Raw genomic sequence first — 25,160 nt, 5'->3', positions numbered from 1 at the left:
GTTAAGCGGACACGAAGTTTAATCTTTCGTGTCCGCTTAACTATAGGCCTTTAACAACTAGACCAAAGACTGTTGTTTCACTTCTACTCCTGCACGGCCGCTCAATAACGGAACTACTCCTCGAATAAGAGAAGCTAAGTCAGTAGGCAACGATGCCGGATGGACTACCACACCATCAGCTGCACCTAGCCCCACCCATCGTTCAATTGCGTCAGCTACATCGTAGACAGTCCCACATATCTTGGGAATATCACTAAAAAGTTCTTCACCGTTAATAGCTGAGACTAAGAGTGCTCGTTCATTTGCTGCGCTCGAGGTAGCCGATATTACTACCCCCAGATCCACAACTATGGGAACATCTCTGCCAACACTGTTAGCCATCGCGCGGATCTTGTACCGCAAACCACGCGCTACATGCGGATCTGGCACTTGAAGACGCACCATGTTCGCATACTTTGCAACCACTCGAACAATATCTGACGTTAAATCAGTTGACCTCACATTAACAACTAGCCCGATGCCGGCTAGCTCAATTTCGCGAAATGCCGCTATCAATTGCGCTGAATCAATTACAGGTGGAATGCGCACTGCAAGCGAGGCCCAGCCCGCTCCATCAACAGCAAAAGTATCGATAGCTTGACGAATGAGAGTAGGCTCGGCCAATACTTCAGCAATAATCCCAGCTCCTTCGACTCCCCGCAATTGGGCCGCTACATTCACTGCATCCAAAGTTGCATGCGGTCTCATGCCATCTGCACAAAACTCCGCCGAAAGAGCCACAAAATCAAGACCCCCATTAGCAGCAGCACGAGTGGCAGCCATCATTTTCGGATAGTGGAAAGGTTCTTTCTCGGGCACAAGTGGATTAACAAAACTCTGTACCCCTAGCATAGACAGATCTATACCCAGCCAAGCAGAGGTCATATGCTTACCATGCACCACATCGGAACTTCGGACAGACACGTGTTGAATAGCTTGTTGGCTCACGTCTATATCGATTGTCATGGCACGTCCTAGTAAAATCCACGCAGCTCCGCAGAGCTACTTATATCACATCAAGCGAACGTATAGTGTTCCCTCGGATATTGATTAGGAATTTACCCTTTATTGACTATCTAAGCAAGGGACTATGACGATAACCATTCAATACCTATATACCTTTGCCGGTCTCTAAGACACTAAACACTGATATTACAGCTAAAAATCAACAAGCTACGCCACCGCGTGAATTGACACACATAACATATGAGGGTGCCTTACTTAGTCAAGTGGCTTACAAAATCGTTCTCTATTCGTCAGCAACTGTTACGCTGTCTGGATCAGTCCACACCCCGGCCTGACGCTCCATCCACAACTCACGACGTGCAGCTTCTTTCGCGTCCATCATCTCATGGTACTGACTCTTACGTTCCCGGCGAGTTGGACGTGCCGACTCACCAAGACGGATATCTGTACCACGTGGACTAAGAAGTTCAGCGCCGGTCGCCATAGTTGGTTCCCAATCAAAGATCATTCCGTCTTCTTCCGAACCAATAACGACCATATCACCAGCCCGGGCGCCCTCTTTCATTAGTTGCTTTTCAACACCAAGGTTATTTAACCGGTCGGCAAGGTATCCAACAGCTTCGTCGTTAGAGAAATCAGTCTGACGCACCCATCGTTCGGGTTTGTTACCGCGAATCTGATAAAAGACTTGATCCCCACGTTTCCTAGGAGTGATCGTAAACGTCGAGTCTTCTTTCTTATCCAACGGACGAATAACTGGTCGAGTATCCTCCACTGTCGACTCTTGCGACCGCAAATGCTCGACAATCGTGCCCAGGGCAAACCCTAGTTCACGCAGTCCTAAACGAGTGGCTGCAGAAACCTGGAATACCGCAAAGCCCCTGCTCTTGAGCTCTTCAGTTACGAAATCTGCAAGCTCATAAGCATCTGGTACATCGATTTTGTTTAAAACGACGATACGAGGACGTTCCATCAATGGGACGCGCCCTTCAATAGGCGGAATAGAATCGGCATATGCAGAAAGTTCAGCTTCGATTGTTTCCAAGTCGCTGATTGGATCACGGCCAGGCTCAAGAGTTGCGCAATCTACAACGTGCACGATAGCAGCGCAGCGTTCGATATGGCGCAAAAATTCGTGTCCCAAGCCCTTGCCTTCAGACGCCCCTGGGATCAGGCCAGGAACATCTGCCATAGTGAAACGCATATCGCCAGCTTCGACTACTCCCAGATTAGGAACAAGTGTAGTGAAGGGGTAATCTGCGATCTTTGGCCGTGCAGCCGACATTGCTGCGATCAATGAAGATTTACCAGCAGATGGAAATCCTACCAGCGCTACATCCGCAACCGATTTTAACTCGAGAACAACGTCTCGCGCTTCACCTTCTTCGCCGAGGAGCGCAAAACCAGGAGCTTTACGTTTCGGAGACGCAAGCGCAGCATTTCCGAGCCCACCTTGTCCACCTTCTGCGATGATAACCTCGACATCAGCGCCAGTCATATCAGCTAAAATGTTGCCGTCTAAATCCTTAACGACTGTGCCGTTTGGAACCAGAACAACAAGGTCATCTCCCCGCTTACCATGCCGAAGATCCCCAGCACCAGGCTTTCCATTAGTCGCCTTCAAGTGCGGGGTGTGGTGAAGAGCTAACAGAGTGGTCTCTTGTGGATCAACTTTAAAAATAATGTCACCACCATGGCCGCCGTTCGCTCCGTCTGGCCCGCCAAGAGGCTTGAATTTTTCACGGCGTACAGATGCCGCACCGTTGCCGCCTTTACCGGCTTCCAGATGGAGGACGACTCGATCAATAAAGCTTGCCATGTGGTTTCCTTAGAATAATTGAAATAATGCACGAGAGGGTGGAGAGCTTACGCCCTCCACCCTCTCGAGTATGTCGTATAGGACTCGTGCCAATCAGGCCTGAGCCGCGACGATGTTCACGACCTTGCGATCACGGCGAGTACCAAACTCAACGTGACCAGTCTCAAGTGCGAACAGCGTGTCATCCTTACCGCGGCCAACGTTGGCACCCGGGTGGAAGTGAGTGCCGCGCTGACGCACGAGGATCTCGCCTGCGTTAACAAACTCGCCACCGAAACGCTTAACGCCGAGGCGCTTCGCGTTAGAGTCGCGACCGTTACTAGTAGAGCTAGCGCCCTTCTTATGTGCCATGTCTAGACCTTCTTCTTTATAACAGCTCGTTGGACGGTAAGTTAATCAATCACTTAATATCGGTGATCTTAACACGGGTAAGCTTTTGGCGATGGCCTTGACGCTTCCGGTAACCTGTCTTGTTCTTGTACTTGATGATTGAGATCTTTGGACCCTTCTCATCGCGAACAATTTCGGCGCTGACCTTGGCCTTGATGCCATCCGCTGCTGAGGTGATCTTGTCACCGTCGACGAGCATGATCGGCTCGAGCTCGACCTTGTCGCCAGCTTCGCCTGCAATCTTGTCCACAACGACGACGGAACCGACAGACACCTTTTCCTGGCGGCCGCCTACCTTGACAATCGCGTAAACCACGTTCTGCTCATCTCTGTCGAAACTGATGCATCCGGGATCGGATGCCCTGAAAATGTTTAGCGCAATAAAGTGCGCCAGCAATTAACAATACTGAACCACGCGGTTAGACACAAGTTTAACTCGAGCGATTCAGACCACAATTGCAATTTTTCTCCAGCTTATTTTTTCACTGGGAAACTCATGATAGCAGATGAACCACTACTATTTGGCGTTATTGTGCCTGATGAAGTGACACGCTTTTTCGCCTTTTTGACTTCAGCTTTCGCCTCAGCTTTGGGTTCAGTGGGTTGATCTACTGTTGCTATACTGCTGGTTCCAGCTTTTGCTGTATCGGCTTTTTTCTTACTCCGATTATTTGAGTTAGTCTTCTTAGACTTCTTACTATCCGCGTTCTTACGCGGACGTCCCCGTTTCACTGGTGACTGTTCCGAATCGCTTTCTCCGTTATCGGTTCCGTCATCCTCATGCTTCGTTGTTGCCGCTGCTGCAATTGTTGCCAGCGCCGCCTTTACTTCTTCGTGTTTCGGATCGGCTTCAACCGGCGCAGCGACGTCGTTCTTCTTTTCCTTCTTTCCAGGACGTTGCGAAACGTGAATTTCTTCATCTTTTTCGACCGGGTGGTCGTGGCTGATATATCCACGTCCCTCACAACACTCACAAGTAGTAGAGAATGCTTCAACCAAGCCCTGCCCGACACGCTTACGAGTCATCTGCACCAGACCTAACGAGGTCACTTTTGCCACCTGATGGCGTGTACGATCCCGTCCGAGACACTCAATTAAACGGCGTAGCACAAGGTCTCGATTTGCTTCCAAAACCATATCAATAAAATCAACCACGATAATGCCGCCGATATCACGCAGTCGCAATTGGCGAACTATTTCTTCAGCAGCCTCTAAATTATTGCGTGTGACGGTTTCTTCTAGCGAGCCACCTGTTCCAGTAAATTTGCCGGTGTTAACGTCAATAACCGTCATTGCCTCGGTACGATCAATAACGAGCGAACCGCCAGAAGGTAAAAATACTTTGCGATCAAATGCTTTCTGCAGCTGCTCATCAACGCGATTTTCTTGGAATATATCTTGGTCAGACTCCCACTTATCCAAACGATCAACGAGTTCCGGTGACAGCTCTTGCACATAATGGGAAATAGTCTCCCACGCGTTATCACCAGAAATCCGCAACGACCGGAAATCTTCGTTGAAGATATCTCGGACAACGCGAACAGCGAGTTCTGGCTCACCTTTCAGCAATGATGGAGCATTCTTTGACGACTTCGACCTAGCTTCGATATCTGCCCATGACTTCATGAGGCGTTCAACGTCTTGCTTAAGTTGTTCTTCTGTTGCGCCTTCGGCAGCGGTGCGCACGATAACGCCGTGTTCTTCAGGCACAACTTCTTTAAGAATCTTCTTAAGCCGTGTGCGCTCCCGTTCCGGCAGTTTCCGCGAAATACCAGTCATCGCTCCACCAGGAACCAAAACCAGGTGGCGGCCAGCCAAGGTGATCTGGGCAGTTAAACGTGCACCTTTATGCCCGATCGGATCTTTAGTGACCTGAACGAGTACTGGGTCACCAGATTTTAGAGCTTGCTCAATCTTGCGAGGCTTACCATCAAGCCCGGTAGCATCCCAATTAACTTCGCCAGCATAAAGCACCGCATTACGGCCTTTACCGATGTCAACGAAGGCAGCTTCCATGGACGGCAACACGTTTTGCACCCGACCAAGATATACGTTACCAACCATCGATGACTGGGTGTGGCGAGCGACATAATGCTCAACCAAAACGCCATCTTCAATAACCGCGATTTGGTTCAGTCCGTCACGTTCACGGATAAGCATTTCCCGATCGACAGATTCCCGGCGTGCCAGATACTCGGATTCAGTGATCGTTTGTCGACGACGTCCACCGTCACGACCTTCTTTACGGCGTTGACGTTTGGCTTCCAGACGAGTTGAACCTTTCGGCGCAGTAACTTCGTCAACTACCGTTTCAGTAGAACGGCGCCGACGCCGACGTCGAACAGTCGGTTCATCCGATCCGCTTACTTCTTCAGGCTCAACTGCTGGCTTACTCTTCTTAGTTTTCCGTTGCCCGGCACTTTCAGATCCAGACACGTTTTCCTCTGTTTCGGAAACAGACTTTTGACGTTCTTCATCACCATCGGCAGAGCGCCGACCACCCCTAGTACCACGGCGTCGCTTACGCGTCGATTCACTTAGAGTATTCTCATTCTCGTCTTCAGAAGACTGCGAATTCTCCGATACTTTTACGTCTATATCAGATGTCTCTGATTGCTCTTCTTTGCGCTTGCGACGAGCACGCACGGCTCGAGTCACATCTGGCTCTTGGAACAAAAGTGACGTCATCGGCGTCGAAACAACAATATCAGGAACAGTCACAGCTGACTCCGATTGTCCCGCAGAAAAAACAATCGACGTCGGATCAGCGACTTTTACCGCTTTTTTACGCGGTTTTTGCGATAACTCTGCAAGCGATTGAGCAACCGACTCATTGATCTCTTCTTTGTCGTGAGTCTTTTTTTCTGATGTTTTGCGCGCACGTGTGCGCTTAGTCTTTTTACCCTCAGGTACGACAACATCCATGGCTTCATCGGCCATCGGATACCCCCTATTTCACACTCGTGCATCGCGAGCATGCTTAGCATTGTTCACAGCTTCACCTGTGTAAGTCTCTATGGTCAGCTATCCCGGCAGCAACGCTTAAGCGGCGCACTTGAATAACTTCGGTTGCTAGATGCACAACAACCTAGGTACAGTCTACACGGTTCCTCCCATAGAAACACCCTCGATAACACGAACGGGACTTAAGTAAGGGTCCTATTGCCTAATTCTGTTGGCAAGTCCAACAAACCTGCACAGATGTGCAGTAGGACAGAATTCCTAAAATTACTCTACTAACTTTCCCAAATGAACTGGCATATTGTCGCCAAATGAGACATGATTACATTAAGGAACTGATGTGTCTCTATCACATTGCTGTCAGCTACAGTATGCACGGACATATCAGATTGGGCTTAAAGGCCTATCCGGAAAATATCAAAATCTAGGTCGCACGGAAGGTGAAAAAGGTGGATGTCCTCGACCTTGCGCGGTGGCAGTTCGGCATTACAACGGTATATCACTTCATACTGGTCCCGTTGACGATCGGCCTATCTCCACTAGTCGCATACTTACAAACTAAATGGCTTCGGTCAGGAGACACTAAGTGGCTCAAGCTGTCCGAATTCTTTGGAAAAATACTTCTAATTAACTTCGCACTAGGTGTCGCTACTGGTATCGTTCAAGAGTTCCAGTTCGGAATGACATGGTCTGAGTACTCTCGATATGTTGGCGATATCTTCGGTGCCCCACTAGCATTCGAAGCGCTCTTAGCGTTCTTCCTTGAGTCGGTATTCCTCGGAGTATGGATCTTTGGACGCGGACGAGTTTCCCCGAAGGCCCACACTGTCTCGATTTGGCTTGTTGCTTTGGGAACGAACATTTCTGCACTCTTCATCTTGGCAGCAAATTCGTTCATGCAGAATCCAGTTGGCGCAGTTGTCAATCCGGAGAGCGGTCGCGCTGAACTTGACGGTATCGGCGGATTCCTTGAAGTCGTCTTCTCAACTACTACTCTCTACGCGTTTGCTCACACTATCAGCGCATCTTTGATGGTTGCAGGTGCTTTGGTGACCGGCGTTTCCATCTGGTGGATGGTTCGTAACGTTAAGAACAAGAATGAGCAAGAAGCTATCGAACTGTGGAAGCCAGCTGCACGGTTCGGCCTGAAAGTCCTTGCTGTTGCAGGGATCCTCGCAGTAACGACTGGCCACTTTATGGGTCAGCATATTTACGAAGCACAGCCCACTAAGATGATTGCGGCTATGGGTATTGCTGAGAATGAGGAAAACGCACCACTAGCGTTGCTGATGACCGGCACTGAGCTTAAATCAGACAACATCGTCACCCTTCCCATTCCAGGTCTCGAATCATTCATGGTCACCAACCACTTCTCCGGCCCAGAGTCGCAACTAACTGGGGCCAAAGAAATCCAAGAACAGTTTGCCCAAGCATTCGGTAACGAATTCGGTGACGACGTGAACTATCTTCCAAACCCGTTTATTGCCTTTTATTCGTTCCGAATCATGATGGCACTTGGATTCGCTTCTATCTTATTGGCAGTTATTGGCCTTTGGATGTTACGTGGCGATCGGGTTATCCGTTCAGGTGGCGCAGCCAAACTCTTCCTCTGGACGATTCCGTTCCCATTCCTCGCATCTATCTTCGGATGGATTCTTACCGAAATGGGCCGCCAACCATGGGTTGTCTATCCAAACATGCAGCTCGCAGATCAGCTAGCACCAAGCGAAATGGTCAAGCAGCTCACTGACTTCGGCGTTTCTCAGAGCGTCGTACCAGCTGAAGTACTTATCTCATTGACCATCTTCACTCTGCTCTATGCTGCTCTTGGCGTTGTTTGGTACGTGTTGATCAAGCGCTACGTTCGTGAAGGTATCAATACAACTAAGAACATCGCACAACAATTCGATCACACTAATTCGGAAACCAAGCTCAGCTTCGGTTACTGAGGAAAGGACACATACTCATGGATCTTTCATTCCTACAAATTCTGTGGTTCATCCTCATCATCGTTTTGTGGATCGGCTACGTTACTCTCGAAGGCTTCGGATTCGGTACTGGTATGCTACTGCGCATTTTGCCACGCAACGAAAAAGAACGACGTCTTCAGCTCAATACTATTGGCCCACACTGGGACGGTAACGAGGTATTCCTACTCACTGCAGGCGGAGCTACCTTTGCGGCGTTCCCAGAATGGTATGCAACCATGTTCTCCGGCATGTACATTGCCCTCGTTTTGGTCTTGGTACTTCTTATCCTGCGTATTTCAGCTATTGAATGGCGCGGAAAGATTAACTCTGACGCATGGCGCACCGCATGGGACTACATCCACTTTGGCTCAGCGTGGCTAGTCGCCCTTGTTTGGGGAGTCGCTTTCGGTAACCTAGTCCAAGGTATGGCAATTCAAGTTGGTACCTACGGGGTTGCTGGCGACCCTTCCACTTTCGTACCAGCAGATCCAACCCAAATTGATGCGGCCCTAGCTCAAGGCAACCAGCACTTCTTGACTGGTGGTTTCTTCTCGCTATTCACGCCATTTACAATCGCAGCTGGCCTCGTGGTCGTCTCATTGTTCTTGACTCATGGCGCGCTTTGGTTAGCACTCAAGACTTCTGGTGATTTCTCTAATCGTGCGAAGGCATTGGCAAAGAAGACCTCACTGGTATCTACCGGTCTTACCGCAGTATGGGCATTGTGGGCATTCTTTGCGTACTCCACTACCGGGTACGCGATTATCCCACTAGTACTCGCTGCTGTTGGTTTGTTGGCCTCCACATTCTTCACCCTTAAAGGTCAAGAAAAAGCTGGATTCTTTGCCAACATGGCTGGAGTCGCATTCGCGGTTGTATTTATCTTCACCACGACTGTTCCATTCGCACTCAAGTCATATATTGACGATGCTTATGGGTTGACATTGGTTCAGGCTTCTGCCACGTCAGCTACCCAAACAGTCATGACCATCGCAGCAGCTATTTTCGTTCCCATTGTTGCCGTCTATACCATCTGGTCATATATTTCGTTCTCACGCCGCCTAAGCGTCGATTCGATTTCAGATGAGCCAGCAGGTCTACACCCGACGAAGATTCGCGAATTTGATTCTGCGATGTAATAATCGCGTCTCTTAACTAATTGCGGGGAACAGCAATATTGCTGTTCCCCGCAATTCTGTACCTAGCGCACGTACATCAGCTATTCCTTGGACACTGGCAACACAAAAACATAGCCTGGCAGAGCGAAGCCTACTAATAGGTAATAGCCGGCGACTGCGCCCCACTGTGTTGGCACAGCAAAAAGTAAAAGCACAGGTGCCAATGCAATCGCAACAGCAACGATACTCTTAGCTGGGCAGTGAGCAATCTTAATCAAAGCCTGCGTCAGCATATCGATTAGCCCAATTTTTTCATTAGCTGGCAATGGGAGCGAATATATACTCAACGTTAAGGAGCATAAAATAAGAACTCCGCATAAGAGCCCTGCTTTCATTATGAATAATACAGCTGCCGAAAGCTGATCAGATTGCAATAAAACGCCTTGCTCTAGCACAGACCATTCGTACGCGGATAGAACGATGGCAAATACCAAAATGATGCCCCACGTCGTCGTAACGTCCCAACGATGACGGAGCCGAGCAACAAAAGTACGTACGATCCGAGCATCACTGCCATTACTGATGTCAGCTATGCCCTGATAACCTGCACGTAACGCAAACCCAACGGTGATTAAAGGCAAACTGCAGATAATGATCAAAAGATTGATGATAATCAAATTTGCCAACGCATCCAGTACACGGTAGGTAGCAGAATTAGGGTTCACGTCTTTCTCCCCTTATACACAAAACGGCACTAGATACTAGTGTACCCAGTGCCGTTTAGGAGTGTCTGTTTAGCCTTTTACAGCTCCAGCAGCAACGCCCTCAATGATGTATTTCTGTGCGAACACATAGAAAATAACGATTGGGACAATAGCTAGAACGAGCATAGCCATCAATGCGCCCATATCTCGATTGCCATTAGACCCAACAAGGAACTGAACAACGATCGGAATGGTCCGGTATTCACTAGACGGGCCTAGAACTAGGGAAGGTAAAAGGAAGTCATTCCATACCCACATAGCATTGAGAATTGCAACTGTGATGGAGGTCGGCTTTAACATTGGAAGCACGATCTTGAAGTAGACCTGCAGCGGGTTACAGCCATCAATCGATGCAGCCTCCTCTATCTCCATCGGAATTGCTTTAATAAAGCCAACGAACATAAATACACTCAGCCCAGCACCAAATCCTAAGTACAGGACAACCATTCCTGCTGGATTAGCTAACGATAGCGAATCAGCAATTTTTACCGTCGGAAACATGACCATCTGAAATGGAATCACCATTGAAAAAACAAAGATGAAATACAGCGCGGTGGTCCACCATGCTTTAACTCGAACAATGTAGTAAGCAGTCATCGAAGAGAAGAAAACGATCACTGCCACAGACGAAATAGTGATAATAAAGGACCATAGTATCGCCGAAGCTGTGCCAGACAACGCAAGACCAGTTGAATAGTTAGCCAAGCCGACAAAGTCAGCTCCAGTAGGAATCGAGAACGGATCTCCAGAAATAGCAAACTTTGCTTTAAACGAGTTAATGACGATGAAGAGCAATGGGCCAATGAAGACAATCGTCAAGAAAATTAGAACAGCATATATGAGGATTTTCCCCAAAAGTGAGCTTCTCATGCCTCTACCTCCCGGCGACGAGTCGTCCGAAGTTGTGCCATAGCAAGTACGACGACAACTACAACAAAAATGACTGCTTTAGCTTGGGCAACGCCTTCTTCTCCAACACGGTAGAACATCGAATTAACGATGTTGAGCGCGACCATTTCAGTTTTGCTTTGTGGAGCACCTGCAGTTAATGCTAAGTTTTGGTCATACATTTTGAATGTATTAGCTAGGGTCAAGAACAAGCAGATAGTGATCGCAGGCATCACCATAGGGATAGTGACATGACGCAACGTAGCCCAACGCCCTGCTCCATCAAGCTCTGCTGATTCGATGAGTTCTGGCGGAACATTTTGTAGACCAGCGATATAGATGATCATCATGTATCCAATGAGCTGCCAGTTGAGCAAAATGATGAGACCCCAGTAGCCATACGTCCAATTCGTGACAATTGTTGTACCGTATTTAGCCAAAATAGAGTTGATTAGTACCTGCCAGGTGTATCCGAGAACAATACCGCCTATCAGATTAGGCATAAAAAACATTGTTCGGAAAAAATTGGTTCCGCGTAGCTTACGCGTCAGAAGCCATGCTACCCAGAAAGCTATGATATTGACCGTCAAGATAGACACCGCCGCAACCATGATAGTGAATATAAAGGCTGAGGTGAAACCACTTCGCTCGTCAAAAACATCTATATAGTTCTGTATTCCGTTAAATTCCCAATCAGTCAGCGTCGTGAAATCAGTGAACGACAAGCCGAATCCAAGGATAAAGGGAACAAAGAAAGCGATCGAAAAGGCGATTAAGGTTGGAAGAACAAATATTGGAAAATACTTTTTAAGTGAGCGCATCATATCCTCTCTTCCTTGTGGGAGGAACCAAAGTTCCTCCCACAAGCGCATAGATCAGTCAGCTATTACTTCTTTTCTGCCTTCCAGCCCTCAGTAAAGGTCTTAACTACGTCATCCCAGCTTTGATTACCTGTTGCGTATTGAGCCAACGCCTGACCGAAATCATCCTTGAACTTCTGCGATGGGTAAGTGGTGAATACCCATGGCACTGCGTACAGGTCTTCATTGGCGGTGTACTGTGCGATCTGCTTTGCTAGCGGATCATTTGGAACTTCAGTCTCGGTAAATGACGTGAATGGGGCATTGAATCCGAGATCTTCAACAACGAATTTCTTTCCGGTCTCCGATGTGAAGAGCCAGTTAACGAAATCAATCGTTGCTTTCTTATCTGCATCAGAAGCCTTCGCATTAATTGCCATAAATGCCTCAGTACCAACAGCAAGTCCTTGCTTGTCTTCACCTTCATGGCCGGTGTAGATAGGCAGGAACTTAATATTTTCTTCCTTTACCGTGTTGCCTGCTACGTCCTTGATCTGACTCCAAGCCCAGTTACCGTTTTGAACCATGGCAGCTTTACCCTCAGCGAACTCAGCCATGGAGTCTGTGACGGTCTTAGTAGGAGTTAGTTCCTTGTTCACAGTTGAGTTGTTAAGGTACAGGTCGAAGATGTTCTTAAATTCCTTGTTGAAAGTGAATTTAGCAGCGTCGGTATCGGTTGTCTTATCTTTCTGGTACTCGTAGAACATCGGGATGTTTGACAAATGCGTTTGCCAGCGCCAATCTTCGCCCTGTGCAAGAGACGTAGATGCGAAGACACCATCAATACCTAGTTCACCGCGGCGCGCTTGCATGTCTTCTACGACGTCCTTAAGAACAGCAAAATTCTTAATTTCATCCATGTTCATGGCTTTCGAATCACTCAATGCGAAATACTTATCCATGATTTCCTGGTTATAGATGATGCCGTAACCTTCAATGGCTAGCGGAACTCCATACGTCTTGCCGTCATCGCCTTTGAGTGCAAGGTTTTCATCCTTGAGCATCTTAGTGAACGGAGCATCCGAAATATCCTCGGTGTATTTCGACCACGTCTTGAGCCCAACAGGACCATTGACCTGGAACAATGTTGGCGCATCGGACTTGGTGATCTCAGTCTTTAAAGTTTGCTCGTAACCGCCAGAAGCCGAGGTTGCAACCTTGACCTTCACACCGGTTTCCTTCTCATACTCTTTGGCAATCTTTTGGTATGTCTGCTCCGCTTCCGGCTTCCAATTTAAGAAGTACACAGAGCCCTTTGCATCCGCGTCATCACTGCTTGACGAACAACTTGCCAAACTCGTAACAAGCAAAGCTCCAACTGTAACTGATGCAAATAACTTCTTCGTTTGCATAAATATCTCCTCATAAGCAAGAGTCACACATCGTCGTTATGACCTATTCCACAATACATGAATTATGAACGCTAAACACACTCAGCGAACATATCCGAGCTTTGGCACGGTAGACTAAAGTCATAGGTTATTCTCGTAGGATTAGGATATTGTGAAACCTTTTGATCCCCGCCTCATGCGTTATGCCCGGGCGACCCGAAGCTATCTTGTGTTACTCGTAGCCCTCGGCCTTGGCATGACCCTCCTTATTGGCGCTCAAACATACCTGATTGCAGCTATTATTTCGCCACTTTTTTACCACCAGGCAGGCCTTCCTGAATTATCCAAGCTAGTGATACTTCTTGCCATGGTATTTATAGCCCGGGCAATCGTTGTTTACGTCCAGGGAGCTATCGGCCATCGTTCAGCAGTACGTGTTATTAGCCAGCTGCGGTTACGAGTTTTACGCCACGCAGGAGATCTCGGTGACCGTTGGCTTGCCCGAGGAAATACTAACGAAGTCGTCACGCTGACAACTCGCGGTTTAGACGACTTAGAAGATTATTTTGTGCATTTCCTCCCAGAACTTTTTCTAACCGCCACTGCCACCCCGCTACTACTCGTCGTCGTTGCTTACGTGGATTTCCTCAGCGCACTGATGATCGTGCTATGCCTGCCCCTCATTCCGCTATTCATGATCCTCATCGGCAAGATGACAGCATCGTACTCGGCTAAACGACTCCGATCGATGGAGCGCCTAGGCAGTCAGCTTCTCGATCTACTGGGTGGCTTAGCTACCTTAAAAGGCGTGGGCCGGGAACAAGGTCCTACTAAGCGAGTCGACGATCTCGGGTTATCTTTTGCCCAGCGCACAATGAATACCTTGTATGTTGCATTTTTATCCGGAGCCGCACTCGAATTTATCACAACACTTACGACTGCGCTTGTTGCTGTCTCGGTTGGATTGCGTATGGTCACCGGAAATGTGTTGTTGTTCGAGGGACTCCTCGTCATTATGCTCACTCCAGAAGTCCTGCGTCCGTTACGCGAAGTTGGCACTCAATTCCACGCCTCTGCTAACGGCGTAGCAGCTGCCGAACGAGCTTTTAAAATCCTTGAAAATGAACCTTATACTCACCCTGGGCAACAGCCAGTACCGCCCATGTCCACTACTCCGATTCGTTTCGACGACGTTTCCGTCCTTGCTCCTAAACGCGCAACCGTTGCGCCGTCGTCGTTAACGGCTACTATCGAGCCGGGGACAGTCACCGTTATTCGAGGAGCGTCCGGATCTGGAAAGACGACGACGATCAACGTCCTCCTTGGCCTTATCCCTCCCTCATCTGGCCGCGTCCTTATAGGTGATATTCCGCTGTCTGATATTGACCGGCAACAATGGTGGTCTCACGTTACATGGGTTCCACAACGGCCAGCCTTAGTCCCTGGGACAATCGCCGATAACTTAGGAGCAGACCCCCAGCTACCAGCAGTGCAATATGCGGCAAGTAAGACCGGATTTCTCGACGTCATCAACGCTCTTCCCGCAGGCTGGAACACTCATATCGGCCAAGGCGGGACCGGTTTATCCGTCGGACAACGCCAACGACTAGCACTAACCAAGGCTCTGATATCAGCATCCCAGATAGTTATTCTCGATGAGCCATCGGCACATTTGGATGCTATCTCGGAAGAAAATGTTTCTGCTGTTATTCACGAGCTTCGCGACCGAGGCCATACCATCATTGTTATTGCCCATCGCGCTGCAATGAGCGAGTTAGCAGACAATCTGATCGACGTCACCTCACGTAGCCAGATCACTCGGGAGGCATTGTGATACATCCTTTTCCACGGCACGAACGTCAAGCTCTCAAACGCGCAATAGCGCTACTTGACGTTGACAAAAAGCGCTTCACGTGGTCCGTTTTAGCAGGCTCTGGCGCGATCGGCTCATCGGTTGGTTTGGGCGCAACTGCCGCCTGGATGATTGCCCGCGCTGCTCAGCTACCACCTGTTTTAGATTTGAGCGTCGCTTCGGTAGGCGTGCGCGCATTCGGAATCGGCAAAGCGATTTTCCGCTATTTGGAACGTATTGCCTCCCACTGGGTAGCTTTGCATGGCATGGCGAAACTACGTACCCATATTTACCGTCAACTAGCTAACTCCTCCACTGATGTTGTCACCTCGCTCAACCGCGGCGATCTACTCACCCGAACCAATGCTGACGTCGATGAAGTGGGCTTAGTAGTTGTGCAATCGTTGCTCCCTGTTGCAGTTGCTGGCCTCATCTCGCTATTGACGCTGGGGATTCTCGGTTTCCTCTCCCCACTGATCGCATTGATCGTTGCGATCGCACTATTTTTCAGCGGCTTCGTTGGTCCACTGTGTGCAATGATAGGCGCCAAAATAGCTGAACAAGCTAATATTGATACTCGCGCTAAGCTCAACGAACAAGCTCTTTTCTTGCTGGAAAATGCTTCAACATTGCGCGTATCTGGCATGCTCAACGCTACTGCGGCTAGCCAGCAAAGTATCGAAGAAAACATGTGGCGCAACCGCGATTCGGCGGCTCGCTTTACAGCCCTTGCCTCTGTCATAGACATGCTGGCTTTGGCAGTAGCAGTTCTTGGCGCATTACTTGTTGGCGGAATACAAATCAGCAATGGTACCTTGAGCGAGGTGAATGCCGTGGTTTGTGTTCTCACTCCGCTCTCCGCTTTTGAGGCAACTGCACGACTGCCGCGTGCCTTCATTCAGCTTACGCGATCGGGCGCAGCAGCTGAACGAATCATGGCGATCATTGATCGAGCTGATGAGTCTCCAGCAGCAACGCTCACACCAGAGTTATCTGCACACGCACCGCTAATCGCGACTGACTTGGTCGCTGGCTGGCCTGGCGGACCAGATGTAACTACTCCGATATCGTTGCGCATTTATCCTGGACAAACGCTGGCGATCGTTGGGCCATCCGGTATTGGTAAATCAACTTTGTTGTCTTCGCTAGCAGGCCTTATTGCCCCGCATAGCGGAAGTGTCACCTTAGATTCCTACGCAGTGTCCGATATTGCGCGCACGAGTTTATCGCAGCACATTAGCTTTACTGCCGAAGATGCACACATTTTCGATACGAGTATTGTGGAAAATCTACGTGTGTCTCGAGCTGATGTTTCCGCAGATGAGACACTGGAACTTCTAAAACGTGCCGGTCTAAGCTCGTGGCTGCAAGACCTGCCGGATGGAGTAGATACTGAGCTCGGTGCTAACGCGACAACCATTTCGGGCGGTGAACGCCGGCGTCTGTTATTGGCACGCGCGTTAGCTTCACCGGCATCGATTCTGTTGCTCGACGAGCCCGGAGAACACCTAGATCCGGCCACGGCAGACGCATTGATTCGAGATATTCTTTGCACCGCAGATAGCGAAAAGACAATTGTTTTAGTCACCCATCGTCTGTCCCCCTTGGACGCTGCCGACCATGTGATTATGTTGGACGACGACGGCGCTGGGCGGGCAACCATCGTTGATGAGGGAACACATGCCGAATTATTAGCTCGAAACCCACAGTATGCGTGGTCAGTTAGCCAAGAAGGATAAAAGATGGATTCAAATCGACTCACTGCTGTTGTCTCACACGCTTTACAGTTAACTGGTCAATTGGAGCGCGAGGCAGCTTATCAGCACTTCGTTGACTCAGCGCGTCAGCTAACCGGGGCCCACTATGCTGCCTTAGCTGTGTTGGACTCGCATGGCGAAACCATGGAATTTATCCAATCAGGAATGGATCCGCAAACTGCACAGCAGGTTGGTCGGCCACCGCGCGGACATGGCGTTTTTGCCGAAACCCCCGTCAAAGGATGGCTGATTGTTAACGATCTGGCATCTTATTTGCACCGCTACGGATATCCCGAGGGACACCCGGTGATGGAAAACTACTTGGGAGTCGCTGTTTCAGTTAAAGAACAGGTATGGGGACGGCTCTATTTGGCTGACAAGCCCGGCGGTTTTACCGACGACGACGGTGCGCAAATGGAGATTTTGGCACAAGCTGCCGCGATCGCAGCACAAAATTCTCAAATGTTTGCACGATCGCAAAACCGGGCACGTTGGCTTACTGCATCGCAAAATATTGTGGCTTCTTTGCTTGAAGGGTCTGGCGAAGATGAAGCTTTGCAGGTAATCGTGCATGAAATGCGAATAGCTGCTCAAGCTGATGCCGCTATCATGGTCCTGCCATCAATCCAGGACACCTGGGTATCCGAAATTGTTGATGGAGACGGAGCAGAAGAACTCCTCGGTATTGCTTTCCCGCCGGCAGGCCGGGCTATGACCGTTGTCAATGAGCAGGCTGGACTTGTCGTTGATTCGATGCAGCGCCTGCGGACAGTTCGTGTTTCACAATTGCGTAACTACGGTCCTGCTTTATATGCTCCGCTAGCCTCAAAATCCGCCGGAACTGGAGTTATTCTTCTGCTGCGCTCAGTTGGCGGAGTGGAGTTCAATCTTCATGATCTGGCTATGGCAGAAAATGCTGCCAAACAGGCTGCTATTGCACTGGAGCTCGCCGAAGCACGCCTCAATGAAGAACTCGCCTCAGAGCTTGACGAACGCTCCCGGATTGGTCGTGATCTCCACGATCTTGCCATTCAGCAACTTTTTGCATCCGGAATGCATATAACCGCAGTAAAAGAAGACCTCATAAGTAAAGGGTACGCCGACGAAGTAAGCACCGCGCTAGATCAGGCAATCTCCTCTATTGACGAATCAGTTCGGCAGATACGTGTTATCGTTCAATCCTTGCGCGATGATTCCGCCTCAGTAGCTTTAGTGGAGCGGCTACAACAAGAAACGAAGGCTGCCCTTCAGACTCTTGATTTTGCGCCTTCTCTTATTATCAGTTGGAATGGTGAGGTGACATCTGACGAGCACACGTTTACGTTGATTGACGATGCGGTGGGTTCAGATATTGCCGACGACGTCGTCGCCGTTGTACGCGAAGGCTTATCTAATGCTGCACGCCATGCACATGCATCATCCGTCACAGTGCAACTATCAGTCACTCCGCAACAGGTCCGAATCGAAGTAATTGACGACGGGCGTGGTGTCACCCAATCTTTAGGTCGACGTTCTGGTTTATCCAACCTTGCGGCCCGAGCTCGACGCCATCACGGCACCTTTACAATTTCTAATCGAGAGAGTGCTCTTGGCACTCATGTTGCTTGGGAAGCTCCCCTCGTCTAAAGCTTAAGTGGGCTAGCACAGATAGCTAGTGCTAGCCCACTCAATAAAAATTGTGGTCAGTTACTTGCGTTGCGCCACCCGGCTGCTCGCTGTCCGGCAACCCACGCAGCTACCTGGGTACGACGTTGCATTCCCATCTTCGACAGCAGTGATGTGATGTGGTTCTTGACAGTCTTTTCAGCAACACCGAGTTTCTCGCCAATTTCCCGGTTTGATAAGCCATCTCCGATTAATTGAAGGACCTTACGCTCTGACGGGGTCAGATCTGCAGTTGGGTCATCGTGATCTGCACGTCGCCGAGTCACGGTACGTTCATCTAGTAGCACGCGACCGTCAGCAACTGCTTTAATAACATCAGTAATTTCAGCTCCGCGCACTGACTTAAGCAAATAAGCTTTAGCACCTGCATCGAGGGCTTCAGCAAGAGCGTCGTCGTCATCAAATGACGTTAAAACAACGCATTTAACTTGCGGCACACGCTCACGCAATTCGCGGATAATATCAATCCCGGTACCGTCTGGCAGACGCAAATCAACCAACGCCACCTGTGGAATCATAAGTTCAGCACGGCGGATAGCTTCCGCTACGGAACCCGCCTCAGCAATAACCTGTAGACCGTTTGCCCGATCCACAACTTCGGCAATACCACGACGCACCACTTCGTGATCGTCGATAATCATGACACTAACTGGGGTATTTTCTTCACTCACGGTATCTAGTTTACCTTGAACGACGCTGACATGCCGGGCATAAATGCGAAGAACGGTTCATAAAAACGATGCGTTGGATACTCGTTCCGCACCGTCGGCACGGCACCCCTGTTTTTCCATACGCATTCAACGAACGATCGAAATATCCTGATTCGCCATTGACATTGACGTAAAGCGCATCAAATGATGTTCCACCAACGGCTAGTGCGCGTTCCATAACTTCACGGGCCCGAGCATAAACGTATTCGATATTTCGTTGCGTCATCGCCGATGTTTTCTTCTGCGGATGTGTTTTTGCTTCCCATAGGGCTTCATCGGCATAAATATTCCCAATACCCGAGGCAATGCTTTGGTTCAGGAGCGCACGTTTGATTTCAGTTCGTCCAGATTTAACGCGCTTAGCAACAGCCCTCAGATCGCATAAGGGATCTAAGAGATCTCGGGCAATGTGAGCTACACTCGCGGGAATCATCGCCAGCTTACTGCCGTGTCCGCCGGGACCGCCATCAGAAGTAGGCAGTAATGTATCTGGATACAGATGCCCGAATGTACGTTGATCGACAAAATCAATACTTGTCCCATCAGTAAAATCAAGTCTTGCCCGCACGTGCGGAGATGGACTATTGATCCGGAACTGACCCGACATTCCTAAGTGCGCAACCAGTGCCCCGTCTTCGGTATTAAGCCATAGGTACTTGCCGCGTCTGGCAACAGACACAAATGTTTGCCCTACTAACGGGTCTAGACCAACCGGAGACACCCGTGCCACTCGCGGGTGCAAAACATGAACTGACTTCACCGTTTTATCGATCACGTAAGGCAAGAGGCCTTGCCTTATTGTCTCAACCTCTGGTAGCTCTGGCATAGGTCACCTAATATGCAGTGTTAGCAACCAGACGGTGGTAGGCATCTTCACAGGCAACGAGTTTGGCGGCCTTTCGAGATGTTGCTTGACCGCGTCCCCATTCAGTATCAGCAATATAGGCTCTCGCAGTATAGACCTTTGCATGGTCAGGCCCTTCTCCTGTGATCTGGTAGGAAAGATCACCTACGAATCCCAGTTCACGTGCCTTTTCTTCCATCGCAGTACGCCAGTCCAATGCCGGGCCCATGCGAGTAGCCTGCAAAATTTTCTCTTTTAGATGTTGCCGAACTACCGGAATAACAACGTCTAGTCCGCACGCTTCATATGTAGCAGCGATCAGAGCTTCCACCGTGTCAGAAAGGATTGAATCCTTGTTGCGTCCACCGGATTGTTCTTCGCCTTTGCCGAGCCGAATATAAGCCCCGATGTTCAGCTCTCGAGCTATATCCGCGAGCGCACGTTCAGAGACAGCAGCTGATTTGATTTTAGACAGCTCTCCTTCGGACTTATCTGGGTAGTCATGGAAGATTTGTTCCGAAACGACGGCACCCAAAATAGAATCGCCAAGGAACTCGAGGCGTTCGTTATGGCCACTATCATGTTCATATGCCCAAGACCGATGTGTTAAAGCCAAGGTCAACAGATCTGAGGGAATCGATGCGCCCCACGACTCTATCAGGCGACTGCGATCGTGTTCATGCATCAGTTGTTCCTCATCTGCTCTGCTAACGCATCAAGGGCAGAAAATGCCGGGTTCAGGAATTCGTGACGGTGATCTGCTGGCAGGTCCTTCCATGGTTCGCCACACTCTTGGCACAGACCCTCGCAATCGGGAGCACATAGCGGCGTGAATGGGAGCGCAAGAACAATGGCGTCCCTAATTATTGGCTCTAGATCGATATGCATATCTTCAATTACTGGCATATCTTCGATTTCGTCATCGCCTTCACTGGCGAGCGCTTCGCGGCGTTCTGGCCAAAAAACGAGTTCAGCCATTGGCTCATTCATATGCTTGGTGAATTCGGTAGCACAGCGCGCGCAGTTACCGACCGCGGTAGCAGAAATCTGTCCTTGGACGAAAACACCCTCCGAAACAGACTGCATAGAGACTGTGACGTCGATGTCTGAGCCTGATGGTATTCCGATAAGCCCGACGCCGCACTCTTCCGGCACCGGCAAGCGTAGTTCTAGCTGTTTAGGTGATCCGGAAACCACATCGGACACTGAAACCACGTATGGGGACCGTAAATCTATCGAATTTTCTTTCTTTTTCACGTATTAACGCCTACTGTTCTTGAGCTCGACGCTGGGCTAAAACGCCCTGCCCCGCCGCAATCTGGTTTTGTAAATGGGCAAGCTGATTTGCTAACTCGCCCAAAGTCTGTTCGGAGTACTCATTAGCGCCTTGGATTAGTTGGCTTGCCTTTTGATGAGCCTCATCAACTATCCGGGTAGCTTGAGATTTAGCCGCGATGGTGATCTGATCCTGGGCGACTAAACGGGATGCTTGTTCCCGCGCCTCTGCCAAAATAGAATCAGCTTCTTCTTGGGCGTGACGCAACACAATATCCGCATCTTCTCGGGCTTGGTCAGAAACCCGACCAGCTTGAGACAGCACCGAATCTGCCTGCTTAATCTGATCCGGCACAATATCACGCGCAGTGTCGAGAAGATCAATAGCTTCAGCACGATTGATAAGAACTGAAGCAGAGAGCGGCATATTCTTTGCGTTGACGACGATATCGTAAAGCTCGTCTAAAATTTCGAGTAAGGACTCTCCCTGATCACTCATGATTCCACCTTTTCTTTTAATGCTTGAGCAACATTGGCCGGTACCAAATCTTCATATGGTCCACCATACCGTGCTAATTCTTTCACGAACGAGGACGCAATATGTGCAAGACTCGGCTCGCCCATAACAAAAACTGTTTCAACGCCAGATAAATGTCGATTCAGTAGGGACATCGGAAGTTCTGAATCGTAATCGGCTGACCCACGAACTCCTTTGACTATTGCGTTTGCATGGATCTTTTTCGCATAGTCGGCAATCAGACCATCAACTAGTTCAACACGAACATGCGGTATATGCTTGACTGCTTCTTGTGCAAGTTGCAGACGTTCCTCATCAGAAAACAAGTACGACTTAGCCGAATTTCGGGCAACCACTACCACAACCTCATCAAACATACGATGAGCTCTTTCGATGACATCGACATGTCCCCGAGTAATTGGGTCAAATGATCCTGGGCAAATTGCACAACTCATGATGCTACTCTACGTCCTCAACACCCATTTGCGCTGTCCATACTCGGGTATCGCCCCACGTTCGTTCGCGCTCAGCGTGCAACTGGGCCGGCCAGACTGGCTCATTATTACGTTTCGCACGTTCGACGACGACGAGACCGTCCGATTTCAGATGCCGCGGCAGTTCTTTAATGACGGCAGCTAACTGATCGTCGGAAAACGCATACGGCGGATCAAGGAAAATAACATCGAACGGACCGTCGGTTCCTGATTGGCTGACATACGTGAGCACATTGGATTTAATGGCTTGCAACGGCAATCCAGTATTTCGCGCATTAGTGTTCATTATCCGGATCGCTTCTTCTGAGTTATCGACTCCCAGCGCCCGGCAAGCGCCACGAGAGAGCGCTTCTAATGCCAGTGCCCCAGAACCTGCGAACAAGTCAAGCACATCACACTCGTTGATGAAATCACGATGCTCAAGATGGGAAAATAATGCTTCACGAACTAATGATGACGTAGGTCTAGTGCCAGACTTCGGCACTTTAAGGGCACGCCCGCCGGCACTGCCGGCAACAATTTTGCTCACGGTTCTTCTCCCTTAACTTTTTTCCAAGTATTCTCTGCTTCGTGCATTGATATCAGAGATTGCTACTGCTAGTGCTCGATGTTCTGCCAAAGATGAATCATTACTTATCACGTCACGCGCACCTTGCCTTGCTTGTTCGATAATCAGTTTATCCTTGACCACCGACACAAAACGAAGCGAACTACGTGAGCCTGATTGGCTCGCACCTAACACATCTCCAACTGAGCGCAACGCAACATCAGCCTCAGCCAGCTCGAACCCATCCGTCGTCGAAGCAAAGGCGTCAACCCGTGATGCAGCAAGAGAACCGTCCGCGGCCCCAGTAACTGCCAAACACAATCCGGGTTTATCACCACGCCCTACCCGGCCTCTGAGCTGATGAAGCTGAGATAGACCAAAACGATCGGCATCCATAATAATCATTAGCGTCGCATCGGCAACATCCACACCAACTTCGATAACAGTTGTCGAAACCAGCAATTGAATTCGTCCCGCAATAAAGTCATCCATAGCAGCTGTTTTCTCTGCTGGCGTCAGCTGACCATGTAACACACCTATGTTGACTTCACGTAGCGTAGGCAAAGCCCGAAGCCGTGCGCTCAAAGTTTCAACATCAGACATCGCTGGCCGTTCCATCATGTCGAGCTGCTGATCAACAAGGTCAGAGTCTTCTTCTGATTCGTTCGCGGAAATGCGAGGGCAAACCACGAAAACGCGTCCGCCTGCCGCGACTTCTTCGCCAGCGCGTTGCCACACGCGTGCCATCCAGCGGTCGTTATACGCCGGAACAACATTAGTAGTAACCGCATTGCGTTCCCGATTGGCTAGCACCATAACGTCAAGATCACCAAAAACCGTCATCGCGATAGTTCGCGGAATAGGTGTGGCAGTCATAACCAGCAGGTGTGCCCCATGCGCTAATCTATCACGCTGATCTACCCCAAAACGATGTTGCTCATCAACAACTACTAAACCACGACGCGGTATTTGCACGCTCTCACTCAATAATGCATGCGTCCCTACAATCACTCCGGGCTGGCCAGAAGCTAATCGAGCAAGAGTCCGACGTCGTTGCGCACTGCTTAACGATCCAGTCAAGATATCTACGGTAATAGCCTTATTAGCTGCTCCTAATTGGCCCGCAGTTCCTAGGTCTCCAAGCATGGACGTTATCGTGTCCCAATGCTGCTGAGCCAGCACCTCCGTAGGCGCAATCAGCACTGCTTGGTAGCCCGCATCAACGACCTGTAGCATCGCTCGCAACGCCACAATTGTTTTCCCGGAACCAACATCGCCCTGAAGAAGCCTGCGCATCGGGAGTGCAGATCCCAGCGCCTGACTGATTTCATGACCAACATCAACCTGCGAATCAGTAAGTGAAAACGGGAGCCGAGTATCGAACGCAGCTGCCACGCCGTCGTCACGCCATACGCATACTGGAGCGGACGTCTTGCCAACTTCTGCAGCGTGCTGTGCCAAAGCAGCCTGCAAAACAAACGCTTCTTCATGCGCTAGTCTGCGCTTTGCTTCGAGCCATTCGTCCACTGAATCCGGTTGGTGAATGGCTTTCAATGCGGCATAACGCGAAGATAACTTATGTTGCTCCCGATATTGACGAGGTAACGGATCAGGAATATCTTGCTCAGACAAGGTTCCAAAGATTGTGTCGACGGCGCGTTCAATCTGCCAAGAAGGAATTTTTGCAGCCGAATGATAAATCGGGATTGGGCGTGCCACTCGCTTTTCGTCAACGCCTTCTTCGTCGTCGACTATTTCGTACTCAGGATGCGCCAATTGCAACCGCCCGCGATAAGACGAAATAGTTCCGGAAAACGTTGCTAGCGTTCCCGGCAACAACCGGGACTTATGAAAAGCCAATGGGCGCTTGCTCTTTGCAAAGAACGTCAAATCGAGGTCGTGTTCGCCGTCGGAAATAGTGACGTTGAGAATAAAACCATGGCGGTTGTTCATTGGCCGCTCGGAAACCTCAGTAACTCGGGCAACAACCGTAACCGATTCACCTTCTGAAACTTGCTCAATCGGCAAAAGCTCACCGCGTTTAGCCACACGAAAAGGCACATAGTTCAAAAGGTCTTCAACCGTTTCAAGACCAAGCTTTTCCAACGCATGCGCACTGCGCGCACCGACGATACGGTTCAAAGGGCGCGATAAAGCTGTCCAGGCGTCAGCAGCTAGTGCAACCGCCCGGGGAGATTCACAATGTGACTGTGACCCAGTATCCACGTTTTATTCTCTTCCCTCGGCTCGATATCCTGCACTGCTACTCAAAAGTTTAGTAGAATTAGAAGAACTAAGTGAATCTGCACGTCAGCAGGGTTCAGTTACAGCACAAAGCGTGGCGAACAGCACGCTTAGCTCCGTGTTTACGACTTGGAATCTGCGCCGATAAT

Annotated in this window: 22 protein-coding genes; 5 read left to right on the top strand and 17 right to left on the bottom strand. The window is 49.6% G+C overall.

Annotation, left to right across the window (positions count from 1 at the left end; all coding sequences use genetic code 11):
* Positions 1 to 57: 57 nt before the first annotated feature.
* The 5 genes from KSO86_RS01940 to KSO86_RS01920 all read right to left on the bottom strand — a co-directional run bounded on the left by KSO86_RS01940 (position 58) and on the right by KSO86_RS01920 (position 6,154).
* Positions 58 to 1,005 (bottom strand): LLM class oxidoreductase, encoded by a 948-nt coding sequence (locus tag KSO86_RS01940; protein WP_216378155.1) that lies wholly within the window; start codon positions 1,003 to 1,005, stop codon positions 58 to 60.
* A 283-nt stretch (positions 1,006 to 1,288) separates the two neighbouring features.
* Entirely contained in the window at positions 1,289 to 2,824 is a 1,536-nt protein-coding gene (gene obgE / locus KSO86_RS01935; RefSeq protein WP_216378156.1) for a GTPase ObgE, read from the bottom strand.
* A gap of 93 nt (positions 2,825 to 2,917) precedes the next feature.
* On the bottom strand, positions 2,918 to 3,175 hold the full coding sequence (rpmA, locus tag KSO86_RS01930; protein WP_013170278.1) for a 50S ribosomal protein L27: 258 nt from the start codon (positions 3,173 to 3,175) through the stop codon (positions 2,918 to 2,920).
* A 49-nt stretch (positions 3,176 to 3,224) separates the two neighbouring features.
* Positions 3,225 to 3,530 (bottom strand): 50S ribosomal protein L21, encoded by a 306-nt coding sequence (gene rplU / locus KSO86_RS01925; protein ID WP_013170279.1) that lies wholly within the window; start codon positions 3,528 to 3,530, stop codon positions 3,225 to 3,227.
* A gap of 158 nt (positions 3,531 to 3,688) precedes the next feature.
* The gene (locus KSO86_RS01920; protein ID WP_253281425.1) at positions 3,689 to 6,154 is read right to left on the bottom strand and encodes an Rne/Rng family ribonuclease; all 2,466 of its coding nucleotides are present in this window, start codon (positions 6,152 to 6,154) and stop codon (positions 3,689 to 3,691) included.
* A gap of 470 nt (positions 6,155 to 6,624) precedes the next feature.
* On the opposite strand from KSO86_RS01920, the gene KSO86_RS01915 reads away from it, so the two are divergent.
* Entirely contained in the window at positions 6,625 to 8,124 is a 1,500-nt protein-coding gene (locus KSO86_RS01915; protein WP_216378157.1) for a cytochrome ubiquinol oxidase subunit I, read from the top strand.
* Between the two features lie 17 nt (positions 8,125 to 8,141).
* Positions 8,142 to 9,284, top strand: a complete 1,143-nt coding sequence (gene cydB / locus KSO86_RS01910) for a cytochrome d ubiquinol oxidase subunit II (protein WP_216378158.1) — start codon at positions 8,142 to 8,144, stop codon at positions 9,282 to 9,284.
* 80 nt (positions 9,285 to 9,364) lie between these two features.
* Here the strand turns inward: cydB and KSO86_RS01905 are convergent, their stop codons facing one another.
* From KSO86_RS01905 to KSO86_RS01890, 4 genes are all read right to left on the bottom strand, one after another.
* Entirely contained in the window at positions 9,365 to 9,988 is a 624-nt protein-coding gene (locus KSO86_RS01905; RefSeq protein WP_216378159.1) for a DUF624 domain-containing protein, read from the bottom strand.
* Positions 9,989 to 10,057: 69 nt separating this feature from the next.
* Positions 10,058 to 10,897, bottom strand: a complete 840-nt coding sequence (locus KSO86_RS01900) for a carbohydrate ABC transporter permease (RefSeq protein ID WP_091280953.1) — start codon at positions 10,895 to 10,897, stop codon at positions 10,058 to 10,060.
* A complete protein-coding gene (locus KSO86_RS01895) occupies positions 10,894 to 11,739 on the bottom strand; it encodes a carbohydrate ABC transporter permease (RefSeq protein WP_216378160.1) in 846 nt (281 codons plus the stop codon). The genes KSO86_RS01900 and KSO86_RS01895 overlap by 4 nt, the downstream gene beginning before the upstream one ends.
* 62 nt (positions 11,740 to 11,801) lie before the next feature.
* On the bottom strand, positions 11,802 to 13,127 hold the full coding sequence (locus KSO86_RS01890) for an ABC transporter substrate-binding protein (RefSeq protein WP_216378161.1): 1,326 nt from the start codon (positions 13,125 to 13,127) through the stop codon (positions 11,802 to 11,804).
* 151 nt (positions 13,128 to 13,278) lie between these two features.
* Here KSO86_RS01890 and cydD point away from each other — a divergent pair, with 151 nt between their 5' ends.
* From cydD to KSO86_RS01875, 3 genes are read left to right on the top strand one after another with little or no spacing between them, the layout of a single operon-like run.
* On the top strand, positions 13,279 to 14,940 hold the full coding sequence (gene cydD, locus KSO86_RS01885) for a thiol reductant ABC exporter subunit CydD (protein ID WP_216378162.1): 1,662 nt from the start codon (positions 13,279 to 13,281) through the stop codon (positions 14,938 to 14,940).
* Positions 14,937 to 16,697 carry a thiol reductant ABC exporter subunit CydC gene (gene cydC / locus KSO86_RS01880; protein WP_216378163.1) on the top strand — a complete coding sequence of 587 codons (1,761 nt, stop codon included), beginning with the start codon at positions 14,937 to 14,939 and terminating at the stop codon, positions 16,695 to 16,697. The genes cydD and cydC overlap by 4 nt, the downstream gene beginning before the upstream one ends.
* A 3-nt stretch (positions 16,698 to 16,700) precedes the next feature.
* Entirely contained in the window at positions 16,701 to 18,341 is a 1,641-nt protein-coding gene (locus KSO86_RS01875; protein WP_216378164.1) for a GAF domain-containing sensor histidine kinase, read from the top strand.
* A 56-nt stretch (positions 18,342 to 18,397) separates the two neighbouring features.
* On the opposite strand, the gene KSO86_RS01870 is transcribed toward KSO86_RS01875, so the two are convergent.
* Genes KSO86_RS01870 through KSO86_RS01835 form a run of 8 tightly spaced genes read right to left on the bottom strand, consistent with a single transcriptional unit; the run spans position 18,398 to position 24,993 of the window.
* Positions 18,398 to 19,021: a response regulator gene (locus KSO86_RS01870; protein ID WP_091282621.1), complete on the bottom strand. Its 624-nt coding sequence runs from the start codon at positions 19,019 to 19,021 to the stop codon at positions 18,398 to 18,400.
* A gap of 40 nt (positions 19,022 to 19,061) precedes the next feature.
* Positions 19,062 to 19,916: a bifunctional DNA-formamidopyrimidine glycosylase/DNA-(apurinic or apyrimidinic site) lyase gene (mutM, locus tag KSO86_RS01865; RefSeq protein WP_216378165.1), complete on the bottom strand. Its 855-nt coding sequence runs from the start codon at positions 19,914 to 19,916 to the stop codon at positions 19,062 to 19,064.
* 7 nt (positions 19,917 to 19,923) lie between these two features.
* Positions 19,924 to 20,619, bottom strand: a complete 696-nt coding sequence (rnc, locus tag KSO86_RS01860) for a ribonuclease III (protein ID WP_091280933.1) — start codon at positions 20,617 to 20,619, stop codon at positions 19,924 to 19,926.
* A complete protein-coding gene (locus tag KSO86_RS01855) occupies positions 20,619 to 21,191 on the bottom strand; it encodes a YceD family protein (protein ID WP_216378166.1) in 573 nt (190 codons plus the stop codon). Before KSO86_RS01855 ends, rnc begins: the two co-directional genes overlap by 1 nt.
* Positions 21,192 to 21,201: 10 nt before the next feature.
* Positions 21,202 to 21,708: an ATP synthase subunit B family protein gene (locus tag KSO86_RS01850; protein ID WP_091280928.1), complete on the bottom strand. Its 507-nt coding sequence runs from the start codon at positions 21,706 to 21,708 to the stop codon at positions 21,202 to 21,204.
* Positions 21,705 to 22,181, bottom strand: a complete 477-nt coding sequence (coaD, locus tag KSO86_RS01845) for a pantetheine-phosphate adenylyltransferase (protein WP_216378167.1) — start codon at positions 22,179 to 22,181, stop codon at positions 21,705 to 21,707. The genes KSO86_RS01850 and coaD overlap by 4 nt, the downstream gene beginning before the upstream one ends.
* Before the next feature lie 4 nt (positions 22,182 to 22,185).
* Entirely contained in the window at positions 22,186 to 22,749 is a 564-nt protein-coding gene (gene rsmD / locus KSO86_RS01840; protein WP_216378168.1) for a 16S rRNA (guanine(966)-N(2))-methyltransferase RsmD, read from the bottom strand.
* Between the two features lie 12 nt (positions 22,750 to 22,761).
* A complete protein-coding gene (locus KSO86_RS01835; protein WP_366493213.1) occupies positions 22,762 to 24,993 on the bottom strand; it encodes an ATP-dependent DNA helicase RecG in 2,232 nt (743 codons plus the stop codon).
* Positions 24,994 to 25,160 lie beyond the last annotated feature (167 nt).

The sequence above is a fragment of the Arcanobacterium phocae genome (assembly GCF_018913465.1).
GTDB classification, from domain to species: Bacteria; Actinomycetota; Actinomycetes; order Actinomycetales; family Actinomycetaceae; genus Arcanobacterium; species Arcanobacterium phocae_A.
This window is presented reverse-complemented; position numbering and strand designations above follow the sequence as displayed.

What these genes read in the sequence shown, in the direction of transcription:
- KSO86_RS01940 (WP_216378155.1), bottom strand. Translation starts at nt 1,005, where the DNA reads ATGACAATCGATATAGACGTGAGCCAACAAGCTATTCAACACGTGTCT.
- obgE (WP_216378156.1), bottom strand. Translation starts at nt 2,824, where the DNA reads ATGGCAAGCTTTATTGATCGAGTCGTCCTCCATCTGGAAGCCGGTAAA.
- rpmA (WP_013170278.1), bottom strand. Translation starts at nt 3,175, where the DNA reads ATGGCACATAAGAAGGGCGCTAGCTCTACTAGTAACGGTCGCGACTCT.
- KSO86_RS01920 (WP_253281425.1), bottom strand. Translation starts at nt 6,154, where the DNA reads ATGGCCGATGAAGCCATGGATGTTGTCGTACCTGAGGGTAAAAAGACT.
- cydB (WP_216378158.1), top strand. Translation starts at nt 8,142, where the DNA reads ATGGATCTTTCATTCCTACAAATTCTGTGGTTCATCCTCATCATCGTT.
- KSO86_RS01900 (WP_091280953.1), bottom strand. Translation starts at nt 10,897, where the DNA reads ATGAGAAGCTCACTTTTGGGGAAAATCCTCATATATGCTGTTCTAATT.
- KSO86_RS01895 (WP_216378160.1), bottom strand. Translation starts at nt 11,739, where the DNA reads ATGATGCGCTCACTTAAAAAGTATTTTCCAATATTTGTTCTTCCAACC.
- KSO86_RS01890 (WP_216378161.1), bottom strand. Translation starts at nt 13,127, where the DNA reads ATGCAAACGAAGAAGTTATTTGCATCAGTTACAGTTGGAGCTTTGCTT.
- KSO86_RS01875 (WP_216378164.1), top strand. Translation starts at nt 16,701, where the DNA reads ATGGATTCAAATCGACTCACTGCTGTTGTCTCACACGCTTTACAGTTA.
- KSO86_RS01870 (WP_091282621.1), bottom strand. Translation starts at nt 19,021, where the DNA reads ATGATTATCGACGATCACGAAGTGGTGCGTCGTGGTATTGCCGAAGTT.
- mutM (WP_216378165.1), bottom strand. Translation starts at nt 19,916, where the DNA reads ATGCCAGAGCTACCAGAGGTTGAGACAATAAGGCAAGGCCTCTTGCCT.
- rnc (WP_091280933.1), bottom strand. Translation starts at nt 20,619, where the DNA reads ATGCATGAACACGATCGCAGTCGCCTGATAGAGTCGTGGGGCGCATCG.
- KSO86_RS01850 (WP_091280928.1), bottom strand. Translation starts at nt 21,708, where the DNA reads ATGAGTGATCAGGGAGAGTCCTTACTCGAAATTTTAGACGAGCTTTAC.
- coaD (WP_216378167.1), bottom strand. Translation starts at nt 22,181, where the DNA reads ATGAGTTGTGCAATTTGCCCAGGATCATTTGACCCAATTACTCGGGGA.